The organism is Eubacterium sp. SB2, from assembly GCF_001244405.1.
GTDB lineage: Bacteria > Bacillota > Clostridia > Lachnospirales > Lachnospiraceae > Faecalicatena > Faecalicatena contortus_B.
Map to the genome: position 1 here is coordinate 2,132,487 of NZ_LN865153.1, position 18,327 is coordinate 2,150,813.

Here is an 18,327-nt window from a genome sequence, read left to right on the forward strand (position 1 = left end):
AATTTTAAAAAAGAGGTGGCAAAGCGTGTATCATATTTTAATTGTAGAAGATGATGATGAAATCAACAAGCTTTTAGCTGATTTTTTAGCCAAAAACGGATACAGCGTAACCAGCCGGTTCGATGGTTTACATGTGCTGGACTGTCTGAAAGACCATAAGGTTGATTTGATCCTGCTGGATCTTATGCTTCCTTACCGAAGCGGTGACCTGCTGCTCGCAGATATCCGAAAGCAGTACACGGTTCCCGTAATTGTGATATCTGCCAGGGAGACGACCCAGAATAAGATAGACCTGCTTCGTCTGGGCGCCGACGATTATATCACAAAACCTTTCGATATGGAAGAAATGCTGGCCCGGATCGAAAGCAGCCTGCGCCGGGTACAGTATCAGGCCGCCCCCTGCAGCCGGCTGGAATACCAAAATCTTATTTTAGATGTTGATAAAAAAACGGCCCGCCTGAAAGAACAGGAGCTGTTGCTGACGGCAAAAGAATCCGCCATTCTGGAATTGCTGATGAAGTATCCGGACAAGGTCTTCTCAAAAGCAAATTTATTTCAGAGCGTATGGGGAGAAGAATACCTCAGTGAAGACAATACGCTGAATGTACACATTAGTAATCTGCGCAGCAAACTGAAAGCAGTCTGCCCGGATGAGGAATATATAGATACGGTCTGGGGAATCGGATACCGACTGCATAAAGCCAGGGGCTGAAGTCCTTGGCTTTATGTTTCTTCCCGCTTTAATAGATTCTTTATGCTTTTCTTTTCCATTTAAGGAATTCTTTATATTTCCGGTTTACACTCATATCATAAAGGAGGTTGACAGAATGAATTCTACTATTTTAGAAACCCGGGATCTGACGAAGACATATCGTCAGTCAAATGCACTGGACCATATTAACCTAAACCTCGAAAAGGGAAAGATCTATGGTTTTATCGGACAAAACGGGGCCGGAAAAACAACGCTGCTCCGGCTGATCACCGGACTGGCTTTTCCCTCCGGCGGCACCTTGTCGCTGTGGGGCCGTTCCACTACAGCGCAGCTGCAGGAACAGAGGAAACGGATCGGATGTATGATCGAGACTCCCGCACTATTTCCCGGTATGACCGCCGCGCAGAATCTGGAACTCCAGCGCATTCAGAGAGGCATCCCTGATCAGTCTGTCATTGCCCGCTCCCTGCAAATGGCTGGATTGCCTGATACCGGTAATAAAAGTGTCCGGAACTTTTCTCTGGGCATGCGTCAGCGCCTGGGCATTGCAGCGGCACTTTTGAATATGCCTGAATTTCTGATTCTGGATGAACCGATCAACGGCCTGGATCCCGCTGGGATCGTGGAAATCAGAAATCTTTTAAGATCTCTGAATAAAGAGTATGGCATGACCATTCTGGTATCCAGCCATATTCTGGAAGAGTTATATCAGACCGCTTCCGAATTTATCCTGATTGATAAAGGCAGAATTATTGAAGAATTATCGGACCGGGAACTGGATGAACGGTGCAGACGCCATATCGTCATCCGGACCGGTAATTCGGAAAAGACGCTGCTGGTGCTGGAAGAACGTCTGCATACGGATCGGGTTCAGCTTATGCCTGACGGTACCATCCGCCTGTATGATTATCTGGATGAAATAGAAAAAGTTGCGCAGATTTTATCGGAAGCTCATATTCTGGTAACCGGATTGAATCTGGCCGGTGATACACTGGAGGATTATTTTCTGAGCAAGGTGGGAGGGGTTCCCCATGACTGATCTGTTGAAAGCCGAATTCTACAAGCTGAGCCGCAGCCGGAGTTTTTGGGGGATCACTCTTTTTTCGCTGCTGTTGGGAAGTGTTCTACTGCTGGACAGCATAGCAACTACGGACGGACTGCTGAACGCTTCGCTATTCAATACCCCATTGCTTTACTTTCTGCCTATTGTGTTTGGCTCTCTCTTTGTGGGTGCTGACTTTGCAGAGCGGACCCTGCACAGCTTTGTCAGCGCGGGCCATAAGCGCAGTTCTGTCCTGTTTGCCAAGACCGCTGCCTATCAGACTGCCGGACTGCTGATCCTGGGGCTGCCCCTGGTGATCCACTGGCTGCTTGGAATCCTTACTGGGAATGGCGGCCGGATCGCATGGGCACAGATTTTTTCTGACGCTGCCCTGCTGTCTGCTGCAGTAATCGCCATGGGGATGCTGCCGCTTGTTTGTGGTTTTATCTTTAGGGATGTCGGGCGGACACTGGGCGTTCCTATTGTGCTTTACTTTATCATGATCTTTTTATTAAATGGCGATTCAGCCCGAAAAACTGCAATTTTTCTCCCTATGGGGCAGCTTCGCCTTTTGGCACTGAACGACCTGCCCGTTTCAAAACTTATATTGATCGGAATTGACTTGCTGTGGGCTGTCCTGCTCTACGCAGCTGCGTATTGCAGCTTCTGTCATTCCGATCTGGATTAGGGAGGTGCGTACTATATGAGTAATTTAATAAAAATGGAAAGGTATCAATTTCTGCATAACCGACTGTACCTGACCGGCATCCTCGGCGTTTTTCTGCTGGGATTCTTCACCGCAGAAACCTATGTGCCCGAAGTAATGGGGCCTGCCGGAGGCGCCGCCGAATCCCTTACTGATATTTTTAATGGAATGGTATATGATTCTACATTCCTGCTAATTTTTATCTCCTGTATTCTGGCGCTGATTCTGGGACAGGAGTTTTCCTGGCGAACAGTCAGCCAGGAGGTGAGTTCCGGACACGCGAGAAGCCGTGTCTTCCTCAGTAAGATCCTGTCTTATCTGGCCGCATTTAATTTCATGGCAATCGTATATCCAGTATCCGGCTGTATTCGTGAATTTTCTCGGTTTGGAATTGCAGATGCACAAATATTCCTATACAATGTAGGAAAAGCAATTTTCTATTCTGCTTTGTTAAACAGCGCATTCTTTTTCATCGCCATATTTGTCTGCTGCTGTTTCAGAAGCACCGGAGCGGCGGTTACCGTCACAGCAATCGTAACATTTGTGCTCTCTTTATACCTGGGATATGGATTGATGCTGAAACTGCCGGTCTTCTTCCTGCCGACCTTTCAGATCCGGGAGGCACTGAGTATGCAAAAGCTGTTTTTACCCGGCTGCTTCTTGGTTGCCGGAACCTGGGGAATCGTGCTGGGACTTTGCTCCTGGCGCATATTCTGTAAATGTGATTTGAAATAGAGTGCTCAAATAAAGCGGGGAGGTGTGTGTTATCACAGGGATTATCATTTTGCTCTTAGTCTTACTTTTACTTTTATGGAAACGGCACCTTATGCTGAAGAAGCAGATCAGAAATCTAACGGATCAGATTGACGCGCTAGTCCGGGGGTCCTCAGAAAAAATGCTGGATATTGCACTGATAGACCGGGATCTTGAGCGGCTCGCCGGCACTCTCAACCAGTACTATACGAAACAGCGCTACACGGTAGCCCGTGCCCTTCAGCATGAGGATCACTTGAAAGAGTCCATTGCGAATATCTCCCATGATCTGCGCACGCCGCTGACAGTCATTACCGGTCATCTGCAGCTGCTTTTGGCATCTGCACTGACCGGAGAACAAAACCGGCGGGTCACAGCAGCGCTGCACAAAGCGGAACGGATGAAGGAACTGATCCGCACATTTTATGATCTGACACTTCTGGATTCTGAACAGACCGTACCAAAGAGGGAACAGCTGAACCTTTCTAATCTTCTGATCGATTTTCTTACCGATCATGCCCCGCTGTTTGACAGCCAAAACATCTGTCCCGACATCCTGCTGCCCGACAGCTCAGTATTCATCTACTCTGACCGGAATATGATTGAGCGCATATTGCAGAACCTGCTGACTAATGCTGTCTGCCATTCCCTGGGCACGGTCAGAATTCAGCTTACGCAGGAGGCAGACGGCAAGGCAGTAATCTGCTTTCAAAACACCGTTCAGAATGCCGCAGATTTCGATGCCGGAAGGATGTTCGATAGATTTTATACCGGCGATAAGTCACGTCATGATGAAAGCACGGGGCTTGGCCTGGCTGTCGTGAAAACACTGGCGGAGAAACTGGACGGACAGGTTTCTGCAGCCATCGAGGCAGACCTGTTCACTATAAAAGTGGTTTTGTAGGCCGGTCCTTCTCCTGCCCAGCCTGCTCACCATATCGTTTCATCACCCTGAACACAGGCTCCGGAACATATTTTGAAACATCCTGTCCATATCCGTTCAACTCTTTTACCATGGACGAAGAAAGCGCCACATTATCGGCTCTAAAATAGACATATTCTATCTCAGGGTTAATCAGCTTATTTACTTCTGCTATGTTCTCTTCATAGAAATAATCCATGTTATTCCTGAGCCCGCGGACCATATAGTCGATATTATTATCCTGTGTAAACTGTCCGATAAGGCCATTATATATGATAACTTTACAGTTATCCAGCCTGCACTCCGCTAACGTTTCTTCTACTGCCTGTCTCATATCATCAATGTCATATGTACGTATCTTCTTGTTATTGATTCCGATCACAACGTATACCTCATTAAATATCTTCGCGGATTTTTTCACGATATCTAAGTGGCCGTTTGTAAATGGATCGAATGTTCCCGGGTAAATTGCCGTATTATACACTTATATCACTCTCTTCCCAATTATGTTAATTTACATTTTACCATGAAACTGGAATTCCTTCTACCTTTGATGAGATGAAAGTGATAATGCATAACGCCGCAGCATATATTTAGTATGACAAATCCAGGAGTGTGTACTCTATATGAAACCGCAGAATCGAAGTTCACTTATCATTGCCATACTGATTCCACTGGCCGTCGGCTCATTCTCTGCACTTATCAGCGGAAACATGTCCCTATACTCAACGATAAACAAACCGGCGTTCAGTCCCCCTTCAATTGTTTTTCCTATTGTCTGGACAATTCTTTATGTTCTGATGGGGATATCATCTTACATCATATATTCTTCGGACAGCGCGGATAAAACAAAAGCTTTGAAGATCTACGCCCTTCAGCTTTTCTTTAATTTCTGCTGGAGTATTCTCTTCTTTCGCTATCAATTATACCTGTTTTCCTTTTTGTGGCTCGTGATCTTAATTGTTCTGATCTGTATTATGATTAAAGATTTCTATAAAATCAATCCCGCCGCTGCTTATCTGCAAATTCCATATCTGCTGTGGTGCATATTCGCAGCATATTTAAATTTCTCAATTTATACAATGAATTAACCTTTTGAACCGGCTGACTCAAGCCGGTTCATTTCACCAGGTTAACTGCCTGCCATATAAACACAGAGGGATGCCGCTTTTACTGTATCGTCACACCAAGGCCCTCGAAAACATTCTGATAATGCTCCAGATTATTTCTCGGCGCCATAATGATGATCCCATTTCCGCCATTTGCACCAAATACATTGCTACCGACTTCGACAGCACCACATTTCATCATATCTATTTTTGTCAGCCCGGTATTTAAGAACGAATAATCTTCCAGTCTCGTCACATAGGACGGGAGCGAATATGTACCGATTCTTGCTCTCGGAAATACAAGAAGGGTTGTCATACTGCTGTCAAACAGCATGCCATCCGAACAAACATAATTTTGATTAGGCTCCGTAAGTTCGATCCATTCCAGATCTGACATCTCACACAGAGCGCCAGGTTCGATGTTGACAATATTGGGTGGAATGAAAAGTTCATAGATCTCCGCGCTGACTCCCTCAAAAGTTCCGCTTGCAAGACCTGTACAGTTTTCAGAGGGGAGCACAAGACGTCCATCATTTACCACTCCTGCTGAGGGATCGAAGCCACAGATCATCCCCTCCTCATTCACGGTAAAACCGACCGGCTGTTCGATACCCGGGTTCTCCGCACCGCTGTCCGGGTCCTCTGTTTCTCCTGGTACATCCGGGTTATCCGGGACGACTTCGTCCGGAGGTTCTGCCGGATTATCATCGATCGGCGGATTATCCGGAACAATGGGCGTATCCGGCACTGTTGGAGTGTCCGGCACTGTTGGCGTATCCGGTACGATCGGCTTATCCGGCACGGCGGGTGTCTCCGGAACCAGTGGTTTCTCATTATTCGCCGGAATATTCGGGATCACCGGAGGGGTAAAATTTCCCGACGGCGTCTCAGGAATACGAATCTTTATATTGCTTAGGTCAGGAAGTTCATTCCCCGAGGCCCCTGTCATAACCGGAGTTTCCATACCTGATAAAAGTATATCGGACAGAAAATCGGTTTTCTCTGGATTCGAAGATTCTGCCATGGCTCCCGCCTTCCTGTTTGCATCCACCATATTAGAAATATCTGCCTTCACCGGTATTTTAACCATCAGTGAACTAAAAATATCCAGAGCCCCTGTTTCATCCGGATTTTCTCCAAAAGGATATAATTCTTTTCCCATATCTTTATCATAAATTCTGTTATACACAGAATCAATCTCTGTCAATTTTAAAGCTGGAAGTATATAACTCTTCCCTGCTGCCAATAGGATTGCGGTCAACACTCCAAGAAGACTAACACCTTTTTTCATCCTGGTACCGCGTCCTAAAAACCTAATGCAATACTCCATTTCCACTTTACCCGTATCTTTCTTTCTGCACCACAAAATATATTCACGCAAGTATAAAGTTTACATAAGAAAAAGGAACGCCGCAATCTTTCGCAACATTCCTTTGCGTTTTTCCAGAATCTGCCTTTCTTCTGTTAATACGCATTTATAAGAAATCATTTCTTCTACGGACATTGGCTTTTTCTCTCACGAACCTCAACCATTTGTCGTATAGCTTCTTCTACAGCGGCATTTAAGCTCTTGCCATGCTCAATTGCGTATATCGCAATCGCTCTATGAAGATCTGAGCTGATCCGTACATTGAAGGTTCCTTTGTATGGCTGTTCCGGCTGAGCGGCACGCTCTTCGCAGTCCTTCAGATATTCATCCAGCACCTTATGGAAATCCGCCTCCAATTCCCGGATGGAATCGCCCGCATAGGTAAGATGTGACCTCAGGCCGACTACCTTTCCATTCAGGCAGTTGTCTTCCTTTGAATATTCAACCGTGCCATTATAATTTTTATATGATAATAAATTACTCACTTCATTTTATCCTTTATCAATTTCACTATATCTGGTATGCGTCTTCTCTTTTACCTATCACATATTTTCAGCACTACCACGTCTAGCCATCCCATATTATACTGTAATCTCTCTAAGCATGCAACTAATTTTAGTTGCCGGTATAAAACATTTAAAGATTCCTGCACATAAAATATACATGTTCAAGTCTTTTACATTATGATAAGTACTTATCTCTATGAAAAACCCCTTGTCTCATATCCAATGCTAAAATCCTTCCCTTCCTATTATTTCATCAACACTTACTTTAAAAATCTCGGCCATCCTTATCAATTCAAAAATGTCAGGTATCCGTTTTCCTACTTCGTAGTTTGACAGTGCTTGCCGCGTTATGTTGAGCTGATCAGCAAGATCTTTTTGAAGAAGCCCGTTTTTCTTTCTTAACACTCTAATGTTATCTCCTATTTTGTTATCCAGCATTATGCTTACCTCATCCTTCGTAAATTAATATGTCAAATAATATCACGGTATCAATTTATATAAAATAGGATGAATCTATTTGTTTCATTAATGAAAAATATGTTAAATTAGCGTAAGTAGGATCAGACGCGGAAACGTGTACTTCATAACTTCTTAACAGAAAATGAGTACTGAAACAATCATCCAAATAACTTAGATAACTAATTCAGTACCCATTAACGTTTGAAAAATCTTGATTACACCTCTGGTTACACTTCACAAAACAATATAACGGAAGCCCCTTTCTACGGTGTTTTGTTATGCGGATAGTGGGACTTGAACCCACACGAAGTCACCCCCGCAAGATTTTGAGTCTTGTGCGTCTGCCAATTCCGCCATATCCGCTCACCGGTCTGGAATGCCTGTCTGCTTTCCAAACCGAATTTTATATTATCATAATCCCAGCTATTTTGCAATAGTTTTTATTTATTTCCCGATCATTTTCCGATCAGTTTTTTTCCAATGTCAAAACAGTCAAAAGTAGCAAAATAATCTGCCGGTGTCTCAGCACGGCGGATCAACCGGGCAGTGCCGTCTTCCTTCAGAAGGATCTCCGCTGACCTTAACTTCCCGTTGTAATTATACCCCATAGAAAATCCATGCGCCCCTGTATCGTGTATCACCAGATAGTCTCCCATCTCGATCTCCGGAAGCATTCTGTCAATGGCAAACTTATCGTTGTTTTCGCAGAGCGAGCCCGCCACATCATACTTGTGGTCGCACGGACAGTCTTCTTTCCCCATAACCGTAATATGGTGATAGGCTCCGTACATTGCCGGACGCATAAGGTTTACCGCACATGCATCCACGCCGATGTACTCCTTGTGGGTATGCTTTTCATGGATTGCCTTTGTCACAAGACAGCCGTAAGGTCCCATCATATAACGGCCCAGCTCGGTATAAATGGCCACATCGCCCATGCCCGCAGGAACAAGTACTTCCTCGTATACCCTGCGCACGCCGTCCCCGATCATACGGATATCATTCGGCTCCTGGTCTGGTTTGTAAGGAATCCCAATTCCTCCGGAGAGATTGATAAATCTGATATGCACGCCGGTCTCCTTCTGCAGCCGCACGGCCTGTTCAAAAAGCACCTTCGCCAGCATCGGATAGTATTCGTTAGTAACCGTATTGCTCGCCAGAAATGCATGAATCCCAAACTCTTTTGCTCCTTTTTCTTTCAGGATCCGAAAGGCCTCGGACATCTGGGGCGTTGTCATGCCATATTTAGAATCCCCCGGATTGTCCATAATATCATTGCTGATCTTGAACAGGCCGCCCGGATTATAACGGCAGCTGATCACCTCGGGAATATGCCCGATCGTCTGCTCCAGAAACTCAATATGTGTAATATCGTCCAAATTGATAATTGCCCCCAGTTTATCCGCCAGAATAAACTCTTCCGCCGGAGTATCGTTGGAGGAAAACATAATATCCTCCCCGCGGATCCCGACAGCATCAGAGAGCATCAGTTCCGTATAGGAGGAACAGTCGCATCCGCAGCCGTATTCTTTCAATATATCAATGAGAAACGGATTCGGCGTCGCCTTAACCGCAAAATATTCCTTAAATCCCGGATTCCAAGAAAAAGCCTCCTTCAAGGCCTTCACATTCTCCCGTATCCCCTTCTCATCATAAAGGTGAAAAGGTGTAGGAAATTCTTTCACAATCTCATCCAGCTGTGCTTTCGTTACAAATGGTTCTTTTTTCATCTCTGATTCTCTCCTTTACGCATCTCAATTAATTTTATCTCATTGGCCAAAGCCGTCTTGAAAACCATTACAAAATTGTTCTGTCCCGAATACAGGCAGGTATTCAGACTCCCCGCCCCATATTCCCCTGACAATACATATTTCGAATCCGTGATCAGCCCGATCTGCCATCCCTTATCTCCGGTAACATAAACCGTAGCCCCATCCAGGAAATACTCCCCGTCCGTAATAACCACCACTTTCTTCCCCGCAGCCGCCAGCCGCTTCGTCTCCCCTTCAAACTTCCGCAGAATCTGCACCGAACAGGAAATATAAACCCGTTCCCGCACACCCATCAAAAGATTCCGTATCTTATCCTCAATATTCCCTTCCCCTTCAATAGTAATATACCCTTCTTCCTCCACATGTTCAACAGGAAGATTCTTCACCATCCAATCCTCTTCCGCCTTCATCCTGCGGATACAATTCTCACAAAACTCCTCCAAGGCAACCGGAACATACCGCTTCGCAGACTCTTCCACCAAATAAGCCGCCCCCTTCTCCACAAGGCCGGCCAGCGAACTATAAGCATTAGACCGCGAAATCCCAGCCTCCTTCGCCACCTCATACCCCGTCTGCTTCCCCTTAACCAAAAGCGTCCAGTAAACAAGAGCCTCCTGTCTGGTAACCCCAAAATGCATCAAATACTCAAGAAATCTCGCATCCCCCATCCCATCACTTCCAATCTCTCCCTGCCCTAAATCAAAGCATTTTTAATAGTAGTACTTTATAGGAACACTATACTCCACTCCCCCACCCCCTGTCAACCCCAAACCACCAGAATACAAACATTTATAAAATAGTCAATCACTGCCCCCAATAAATCGCCCCTCCTAGTGTATCGAATAATAATTAACTTACTGTTAAACTGACCTTATTTTTCACTGTACCAGCACTGCATTGCGTAAATTCTCCCCCCTGCCATAAGTACCCCAGAAAAATTTGAACCGCGAAGCCAGTTCAAATTCGCCGCCCCCGCCAGGATCCCCCGTGGAGACGGTTCTTACTGCCGATTTGATGCACGCAGCCCGCCGCAAGCGTGACAGCTGGGACTGCCGGGGAAGTCTCCGGTGGTTTTGAAGGCATCATAGTGCGCGTTACGAGCCCTTACAGGAAAAAAGGAGAATTTTATGGATGATATTTGATTTACCAAATCAAATATCAAGCCGGCCTGAGCCGTGTAATCATCAGATTACACGGTGAATGCCGGTGTGCCATAAAATTCTCCTTTTTTCCTGTTAGGGCTCGTTCGCAAACGGCCAGCCATCAAAACCACCGGAGACTTCCCCGGCAGTCCCAGCCTGTCACGCTTGCGGCGGGCGTACTCTCATCGCCCCACATCCGTCCCCAAAATCCTACTCGATCGTAGCAATCCTCATCATGTTGCTAACCCCGCTTTTTTCTTTCTTCACACTAGGGGAAGGTATCCCCGCCGTCAGCACGACGACATCGCCCACTTCAATATACTGTTTCACAAGCGCCAGCTCGATAGCCCCGTCGCAGATATCCTCCGTGGTATCGAATTCCAAAGACTTCAGCGGCCTTACGCCCCAATAGATCGACATCCTCCGCAGAGTCCTCTCATTCGGAGTCACACCCAGTATCTCCTGCCTGGGTTTTAGATTGGAAACCACCCTTGCCGTAGCGCCGGACACGGAGGGCGTAATAATACATTTCGCATTCAGGTTCGCCGCCGCCAGCACGGAAGAATATCCGATCGCACTTGATACGCCGCTGCGAAGATGATCCCCTGCCTTTTCCAGCATGGTTTCATAATCCAGGTGCTGCTCCGTATTCTCGATAATATGCACCATCATCTGCAGGGCCTCCACCGGATATTTGCCCTGTGCGGTCTCTCCTGAAAGCATGACAGCATCTGTACCGTCATAGACTGCATTTGCCACATCTGTAACCTCGGCCCTTGTAGGACGCGGATTGCGGATCATGGAGTCCAGCATCTGGGTTGCGGTAATAACGGTCTTGAAATTATTGTTGCACTTCTGGATCATCATCTTCTGCAGATACGGAACTTCCTCTGCGGGAATCTCCACGCCCAAGTCTCCGCGGGCTACCATAATCCCGTCCGCAGCGCGTATGATCTCATCGATATTCTGAATCCCCTCTGCATTCTCTATCTTGGCAATGATCGGAATAAACGGAGCATCCAGTTCCTTCAAAAAGGCTCTGATCTCCAGCACGCATTCTGCATTTCTGACAAAGGATGCGGCAATAAAGTCTACATCCTGTTCGACCCCGAATTTGATATCTTCTTTATCCTTATCTGTGATTGCCGGAAGCCTTACCGGTACATTCGGTACATTCACGCCTTTGCGTTCTCCCAGCTCCCCTCCGTTGATCACGGTGCAGATGATATCCCGCTCTGTCTTGCTCACAACCTCCAGCCCAATCAGGCCGTCATCAATCAGTATAATTTTACCTTTATCCACGTCTTCCACAAGCCCCGTGTAGGTGATGGATACTCTCTTATTGCTGCCCTCTATCTCATCAATCGTCAAAGTAAAAGTGCTTCCGGTTTCAAGCTGCACCTTTTTCCCGTCTTTCAGCACTCCGGTACGTATCTCAGGTCCTTTTGTGTCCAGGAGGATCGCCGTATTTGCACGTTCCTCCTCGCGCAGCTGTTTAAGCATGTCCATTCTGCATTTATGCTCTGCATGGTCACCATGTGAAAAATTAAATCTGGCAACATCCATACCGTTTTTGATCAGCGTCCGCATCAGTTCTCTGTCATTCGTATTAGGCCCCATTGTACATACTACTTTTGTTTTCTTCATTTTATGTCTCCTTCTTGATATATCACTCAAATCAGTCCATACCGCTTACTGTACATGCTGGTGTGTAAACAAATGATCCTGGCAGTATTCATAATTCCCCTTGCATTTTGAACAAAACCTGAACTCCAGGGTCGGATCATCCAGCTCTGTACGGCCGCAAACCGCACATCTGTGACGTGCGCCGTTGGGGTATGTCATATGGGGGCGGGACTGTTTTTTGAAGTCTGCTTTTCTTTTCTTCTCCTTTGGAGTATATGGCTTCACATTCCTGCTGGACAGGAAGAACACCACAAAATTTAAAAGGGATGCAATGATTACAATCCGTGTCGCAATATTGCCCTTCACCAGAGAATACAGGATAATCGCCCCATAAACATAGGCCATCCACTTCATCTTAATGGGAAGAATAAAATACAGGAGCAGCTCCATATTCGGATAGCTGACTGCAAATGCCAGGAAAATTGACATATTAATATAATATGTGCTGAAGGCTCCGCCCATGCCTACCATGCCGCCTGTGATCAGATACAGCACAAATGCCCCGATTACGGTAAAGAGAATGCCTGAAAAAATGTATACATTATACCGGAACGCTCCCCATGCACGCTCCAGCGCAGTTCCAAGAGAATAGTACAGCAGCGCCATAATAACGAGTGTAAATATGCTGCCGCTGGGCGCTATCAAGACCCAGGAAATCAGTCTCCATACCTGCCCCTGCAGGATCATTCCCGGCTCCAGTGTCAGCATGTACTGCAGGTTTGGCACAAACATCCTGATACCATACCCAATCACATAACCGCCGATCAGGTACATCGTCAGGTTGTGTATGGCATAACGTCCGAACTTTCTTTCTAACTTATTTAACCAATTCAATGATCATCTACTCCTTATAATTTTTTTACTGTTACATGAAGTAATTGTACAGTCCTGCCGAGTGTTTGTCAAACATATGTTAGCTTTTTTAACGTTAGGAATTTGTTAAATATTATAAACTTTGTCCGAATATTCCAGCAGCCCGCTTAATAATAACAATTGTCTTTTTTTCGATCATGTCGTATAATGTAAATTGTTGTAAAAACATAAATCACATTAAATAAGAAGTAACTGACATATAATGCTTCAAAGGATGAGGGAAATACTATGAATATAAACGATTTACATACTTTGGGAATTGATATTGGCTCCACTACGGTTAAGATTGCAATCCTGAACAGTAACAATGAAGTGCTTTTTTCCGATTATGAGCGGCATTACGCAAATATACAGGAGACGCTTTCCGACCTGCTGGGAAGAGCCATTTACAAACTGGGGCCCATCCGTGTCTCACCGGTTATCACCGGTTCCGGCGGCCTGACGCTGGCCAAACATTTGGCAGTTCCTTTTGTCCAGGAGGTAATCGCGGTCTCTACCGCTCTGCAGGATTATGCTCCACAGACGGATGTTGCCATCGAACTGGGCGGCGAGGATGCCAAGATTATTTATTTTGAAGGCGGCAGTGTGGAACAGCGTATGAACGGCGTATGCGCCGGGGGTACGGGTTCCTTTATCGACCAGATGGCTTCTCTTTTACAGACCGATGCCGCCGGCTTAAATGATTACGCCAAGAATTATAAGGCTCTGTACTCGATTGCCGCACGCTGCGGCGTATTTGCAAAATCGGATATCCAGCCCCTGATTAATGAGGGCGCAGCCAAGGAAGACCTGGCGGCCTCTATTTTCCAGGCGGTGGTAAACCAGACAATCAGCGGACTTGCATGCGGGAAGCCAATCCGGGGACATGTCGCGTTTCTGGGCGGCCCGCTGCATTTTCTCTCGGAGCTGCGAACCGCTTTTGTACGTACTCTGAAGCTGGACGATGAGCATACGATTGCCCCGGGACACTCCCATCTGTTTGCGGCCATCGGCTCCGCGCTAAGTTCTAAGAAAGATGTCAATGTAGCGCTCCGTGAACTCCAGGAGCGCCTTGCCGGCAAGATCAAGATGGAATTTGAAGTAGACCGGATGGAACCGCTCTTCGCCACAACGGCGGAATACGACGCTTTTATCGAACGCCATGCAAAACACGAGGTGCCCGTCAAAGATCTTGCCTCCTACCAGGGAAAGGCCTTTCTCGGAATCGACGCGGGATCCACAACGACTAAGGCTGCCCTGGTCGGGGAGGATGGAACTCTTCTGTACTCATTTTATAACAATAACGAAGGGGATCCGCTCGGAACCACAATCCGCGCCATCAAGGATATCTACAGCCAGCTGCCGGAGGATGTGGAGATTGTACATTCCTGTTCCACCGGATACGGCGAAGCTCTGATCAAGGCCGCTCTTCTTCTGGACGAAGGGGAGGTGGAGACCGTATCACACTATTATGCTGCCTCTTTCTTTGAACCGGATGTGGACTGCATCCTGGACATCGGCGGACAGGATATGAAGTGCATCAAGATCAAGAACCAGACCGTAGACAGTGTACAGCTCAACGAAGCCTGCTCTTCCGGCTGCGGCTCCTTTATCGAAACCTTTGCAAAATCCCTGAATTATTCTGTGGAGGATTTTGCACAGGAAGCTTTGTATGCCAAAAATCCCATCGACCTCGGCACACGCTGCACCGTTTTCATGAATTCCAAAGTAAAACAGGCGCAGAAGGAAGGGGCCGAGGTAGCCGATATTTCCGCAGGTCTTGCCTATTCTGTCATCAAAAATGCACTATTTAAGGTAATTAAGGTTTCCGATGCCTCTGAGCTTGGAAACCATATTGTGGTGCAGGGAGGAACTTTCTATAACAATGCCGTGCTGCGGAGCTTTGAAAAGATCGCAGACTGTGAAGCAATCCGCCCGGATATCGCAGGTATCATGGGCGCTTTCGGGGCCGCCCTGATCGCCAGGGAACGCTATGTGGAGTGTGAAGGTACTACCATGCTCCCAATCGATGAGATCGAGGCCCTGGAGTATACCACTACCATGACCAAGTGCAAGGGCTGCACGAATAACTGCCGCCTGACCATTAACCATTTCAGCGGAAACCGCAGATTTATCACAGGAAACCGCTGTGAAAAGGGACTCGGAAGAGAAAAGTCTGTCAATAAACTGCCGAACCTGTTTGACTACAAAAGCGAACGTTATTTCGGCTATACGCCGCTGGAAGATACAGAGGCAAAGCGCGGCGCCATCGGAATTCCCCGGGTGCTCAATATGTATGAGAATTACCCGTTCTGGTTTACCTTCTTTACCAGACTGGGATTCCGGGTTGTTCTCTCCCCCGCTTCAACGCGGAAGATTTATGAGCTCGGAATCGAATCCATTCCGAGTGAATCCGAATGCTACCCGGCCAAGCTGGCCCATGGCCATATCCAGTGGCTGATTGACCAGGGAGTGCGGCATATCTTCTACCCTTCCGTTCCCTATGAGAGGAATGAATTTGAAGATGCGAACAATCATTATAACTGCCCGATCGTAACCTCTTATCCTGAAAACATCAAGAACAATATGGATGCGATTGTTGACGGGGAAGTGGATTTTATCCACCCGTTCCTCTCCTTCCAGAGCGAGGAGACATTACATAGCAGGCTGACAGAAGAGCTTTCCGGCAAGTTCTCCATCCCGGAGGGCGAGATCCGCACCGCCGTTCACGAAGCCTGGACGGAGATGACCGCCTGCCGCGAGGATATGAAGCGAAAAGGGGAAGAGACCATCCGTTTCCTGGATGAGACGGGAAACCGTGGAATCGTACTTGCGGGCCGTCCTTATCACATTGACCCGGAAGTAAACCACGGGCTGCCGGAGCTGATCAATTCCTATAACATAGCCGTTCTCACCGAAGACTCTGTCTCCCATCTCCAGCAGGTGGAAAGACCGCTCAACGTCATGGATCAGTGGATGTATCACTCACGGCTCTATGCCGCCGCCAATTATGTGAAAACGAAAGAGAATCTGGACCTGATCCAGCTGAATTCCTTCGGATGCGGGCTGGATGCGGTTACAACCGATCAGGTTGCCGAGATCCTGACCCGTTCGGATAAAATATATACCTCCCTGAAGATAGACGAGGTCAACAACCTGGGAGCCGCCAGAATCCGCGTGCGTTCACTGCTTGCGGCGATCCGTGTAAGGGAGCAGCGCAAAACAAAACGGGAAATTCATCCTGCATCCATTGAAAAAGTGCCGTTTACAAAGGAAATGAGAAAGACACACACCATTCTCTGCCCCCAGATGTCACCGATGCATTTTGATCTGCTGGAACCTGCATTCCAGGCATCCGGTTACAAGGTGGAGGTACTGCCCAATGACAATAAACAGGCAGTAGATGTGGGGCTCAAATATGTAAACAATGACGCCTGCTACCCCTCTCTGATGGTTGTAGGGCAGATTATGGAAGCCATTTTATCCGGAAAATACGATACAGACCACCTGGCAGTCATCATCAGCCAGACCGGAGGCGGGTGCCGCGCATCCAACTATATCGGTTTCATCCGGCGCGCACTGAAAAAGGCGGGATATGCGCATATCCCTGTTATTTCCATCAATCTGAGCGGCCTGGAGGGGAACCCCGGCTTCAAGATTACCCCGGCGCTTGCCCTGCGCGGCGTGTATGCGGCTACTTTGGGCGACATTTTCATGAAGTGTGTCTACCGGATGCGTCCCTACGAAAAGGTGCCCGGTACCACGAACGCCGTACATCAGAAATGGCTGAAGGTATGTAAAGAGTTTGTATCCAGCGGCTACCCTTCCAGGCGCAGATTCAAAAAACTCTGCCGGGAAATTATCCATGATTTTGATACGATCGAGACCCTGGATATCAAAAAGCCCCGTGTCGGCGTCGTGGGCGAGATCTTAGTAAAGTTCCTGCCGGCTGCCAATAATCATCTTGTGGACCTTCTGGAAAGCGAAGGTGCAGAGGCCGTCGTACCGGATCTGCTGGACTTTTTACTGTATTGCTTCTATAACCAAAATTTCAAGGTTTCGCACCTGGGCTTTAAGAAATCCAAGGCTACCGTGGGTAATCTGGGTATCAAGGCTGTAGAATGGTTCCGCTCACCGGCAACTAATGCGTTCCGGGACAGCCGCCATTTCGATCCGCCAGCGCATATCGAGGATCTGGCCAGAATGGCATCCGACATCGTTTCCATCGGAAACCAAACCGGTGAGGGATGGTTCCTGACCGGGGAGATGCTGGAACTGATCCACAGCGGCGCAGGCAATATCGTGTGTACACAGCCGTTCGCCTGCCTCCCGAATCACGTGGTCGGAAAGGGTGTCATCAAGGAGCTGCGCCGCCTGTATCCGCAGTCCAATGTGGTTGCAATCGATTTTGACCCGGGCGCCAGTGAAGTGAATCAGCTGAACCGGATTAAACTCATGCTCTCCACGGCCAATAAAAATATGGAAGCGGAGGCCGAAGAAAAGCAGGAGGCTCCGAGTAAGGAAGCGGCAAAGCCTGTCGGCGCCGCTGCTATGAGCGGGATCTAACAGATTTCCCTTCCGAGGCAGACCGTGCCTGACGGGTGCACTTTCGGGCAGCCCCTTTATAAATGAAGGGGCTGCCCATTTTATTTTTTGCACAGACAAAAAACACCATCCTCGTAAACAGGCTGTATTACGGCCTATACGAAGGAGGTGTCTTTTTTGTATTTTACAGTAACTGTTGAGCACTAAGTGTCCGTATTTTGGCCACTTATGTGTGTATATAAATATAGTTGGCAAGGTCTTTTCGCGCCTTACTTCTTTATAAAGATTATTGCCTGTTTCCACTGCCTTCTCTTCTCTGCAAATATAAAATTCCTCCGATCAGCCCGAAAATGATTCCTGCATATGCTCCAGCACATACGATATCCACCAGTACCAGGACAATACTTTTCTGCATCAGGGCTGACGCAGCAAGGCCGAGCAGGATCGTTCCCGCAGTCCAGCAGATAATATTTGCCGCAAGATAAAGCCCCGCCGCAGATTCTTCGTCCGCATACCTTTCAATCAGAGTCCATAATCCTTTGTACATATATATCCCTCACAATCTGAAACAAATGTATTTTCTGTTGTCTCTATTGTAAGGAATTCCTGTAAAATTTATGCTTCTCCAAATGATAAATTTCTGTAAAATCCATCCACAATTTTTAATGATTTCGTCTAATTAAAAATTAAATTTTCTCGCGCACCCGCATGTCAAGGCCACGATAAATATCAATTCAAGCAATAAAGTCTGC

General features: G+C 47.1%; 16 protein-coding genes and 1 tRNA gene. 7 read left to right on the plus strand and 10 right to left on the minus strand.

All coding sequences use genetic code 11. From position 1 onward, the window contains the following. Positions 1–25: 25 nt before the first annotated feature. The 5 genes from BN1938_RS21925 to BN1938_RS21945 all read left to right on the plus strand — a co-directional run bounded on the left by BN1938_RS21925 (position 26) and on the right by BN1938_RS21945 (position 4,117). Complete coding sequence (locus BN1938_RS21925; protein WP_050642516.1) at positions 26–712, plus strand: response regulator transcription factor; 687 nt, start codon at positions 26–28, stop codon at positions 710–712. 115 nt (positions 713–827) lie between these two features. Further along, positions 828–1,751: an ATP-binding cassette domain-containing protein gene (locus tag BN1938_RS21930; RefSeq protein ID WP_050642517.1), complete on the plus strand. Its 924-nt coding sequence runs from the start codon at positions 828–830 to the stop codon at positions 1,749–1,751. After that, entirely contained in the window at positions 1,744–2,442 is a 699-nt protein-coding gene (locus BN1938_RS21935; protein ID WP_050642518.1) for an ABC transporter permease, read from the plus strand. The genes BN1938_RS21930 and BN1938_RS21935 overlap by 8 nt, the downstream gene beginning before the upstream one ends. A 15-nt stretch (positions 2,443–2,457) precedes the next feature. Next, positions 2,458–3,195 (plus strand): ABC transporter permease, encoded by a 738-nt coding sequence (locus tag BN1938_RS21940; RefSeq protein WP_050642519.1) that lies wholly within the window; start codon positions 2,458–2,460, stop codon positions 3,193–3,195. A gap of 91 nt (positions 3,196–3,286) precedes the next feature. Beyond that, on the plus strand, positions 3,287–4,117 hold the full coding sequence (locus tag BN1938_RS21945) for a sensor histidine kinase (protein WP_070102536.1): 831 nt from the start codon (positions 3,287–3,289) through the stop codon (positions 4,115–4,117). Here the strand turns inward: BN1938_RS21945 and coaD are convergent. Then, positions 4,098–4,619 carry a pantetheine-phosphate adenylyltransferase gene (gene coaD, locus BN1938_RS21950; protein ID WP_050642520.1) on the minus strand — a complete coding sequence of 174 codons (522 nt, stop codon included), beginning with the start codon at positions 4,617–4,619 and terminating at the stop codon, positions 4,098–4,100. The two genes, BN1938_RS21945 and coaD, sit on opposite strands and share 20 nt — an antisense overlap. A gap of 142 nt (positions 4,620–4,761) precedes the next feature. Here coaD and BN1938_RS21955 point away from each other — a divergent pair, with 142 nt between their 5' ends. Further along, positions 4,762–5,226, plus strand: coding sequence for a TspO/MBR family protein (locus tag BN1938_RS21955; RefSeq protein WP_050642521.1), 465 nt, complete (start codon positions 4,762–4,764; stop codon positions 5,224–5,226). A gap of 79 nt (positions 5,227–5,305) precedes the next feature. Here the strand turns inward: BN1938_RS21955 and BN1938_RS21960 are convergent, their stop codons facing one another. The 8 genes from BN1938_RS21960 to BN1938_RS21995 all read right to left on the minus strand — a co-directional run bounded on the left by BN1938_RS21960 (position 5,306) and on the right by BN1938_RS21995 (position 13,012). Continuing rightward, positions 5,306–6,535: a leucine-rich repeat domain-containing protein gene (locus tag BN1938_RS21960; protein ID WP_050642522.1), complete on the minus strand. Its 1,230-nt coding sequence runs from the start codon at positions 6,533–6,535 to the stop codon at positions 5,306–5,308. A 203-nt stretch (positions 6,536–6,738) separates the two neighbouring features. Further along, on the minus strand, positions 6,739–7,098 hold the full coding sequence (locus BN1938_RS21965; protein ID WP_050642523.1) for a type II toxin-antitoxin system HicB family antitoxin: 360 nt from the start codon (positions 7,096–7,098) through the stop codon (positions 6,739–6,741). A 246-nt stretch (positions 7,099–7,344) separates the two neighbouring features. Continuing rightward, complete coding sequence (locus tag BN1938_RS21970; protein ID WP_050642524.1) at positions 7,345–7,557, minus strand: helix-turn-helix domain-containing protein; 213 nt, start codon at positions 7,555–7,557, stop codon at positions 7,345–7,347. A gap of 300 nt (positions 7,558–7,857) precedes the next feature. Next, positions 7,858–7,941: transfer RNA gene (locus BN1938_RS21975), tRNA-Leu, on the minus strand. 92 nt (positions 7,942–8,033) lie between these two features. Next, complete coding sequence (locus BN1938_RS21980; protein WP_050642525.1) at positions 8,034–9,308, minus strand: diaminopimelate decarboxylase; 1,275 nt, start codon at positions 9,306–9,308, stop codon at positions 8,034–8,036. Beyond that, positions 9,305–10,018, minus strand: a complete 714-nt coding sequence (locus tag BN1938_RS21985; RefSeq protein ID WP_050642526.1) for a TrmB family transcriptional regulator — start codon at positions 10,016–10,018, stop codon at positions 9,305–9,307. Before BN1938_RS21985 ends, BN1938_RS21980 begins: the two co-directional genes overlap by 4 nt. Positions 10,019–10,702: 684 nt before the next feature. Continuing rightward, on the minus strand, positions 10,703–12,139 hold the full coding sequence (pyk, locus tag BN1938_RS21990) for a pyruvate kinase (RefSeq protein ID WP_050642527.1): 1,437 nt from the start codon (positions 12,137–12,139) through the stop codon (positions 10,703–10,705). 45 nt (positions 12,140–12,184) lie between these two features. After that, the gene (locus BN1938_RS21995; RefSeq protein WP_050642528.1) at positions 12,185–13,012 is read right to left on the minus strand and encodes a rhomboid family intramembrane serine protease; all 828 of its coding nucleotides are present in this window, start codon (positions 13,010–13,012) and stop codon (positions 12,185–12,187) included. 267 nt (positions 13,013–13,279) lie between these two features. On the opposite strand from BN1938_RS21995, the gene BN1938_RS22000 reads away from it, so the two are divergent. Next, complete coding sequence (locus BN1938_RS22000) at positions 13,280–17,596, plus strand: 2-hydroxyacyl-CoA dehydratase (protein ID WP_050642529.1); 4,317 nt, start codon at positions 13,280–13,282, stop codon at positions 17,594–17,596. Positions 17,597–17,861: 265 nt separating this feature from the next. Here BN1938_RS22000 and BN1938_RS22005 read toward each other — a convergent pair whose 3' ends face one another. Beyond that, on the minus strand, positions 17,862–18,122 hold the full coding sequence (locus tag BN1938_RS22005; protein ID WP_050642530.1) for a hypothetical protein: 261 nt from the start codon (positions 18,120–18,122) through the stop codon (positions 17,862–17,864). Positions 18,123–18,327 lie beyond the last annotated feature (205 nt).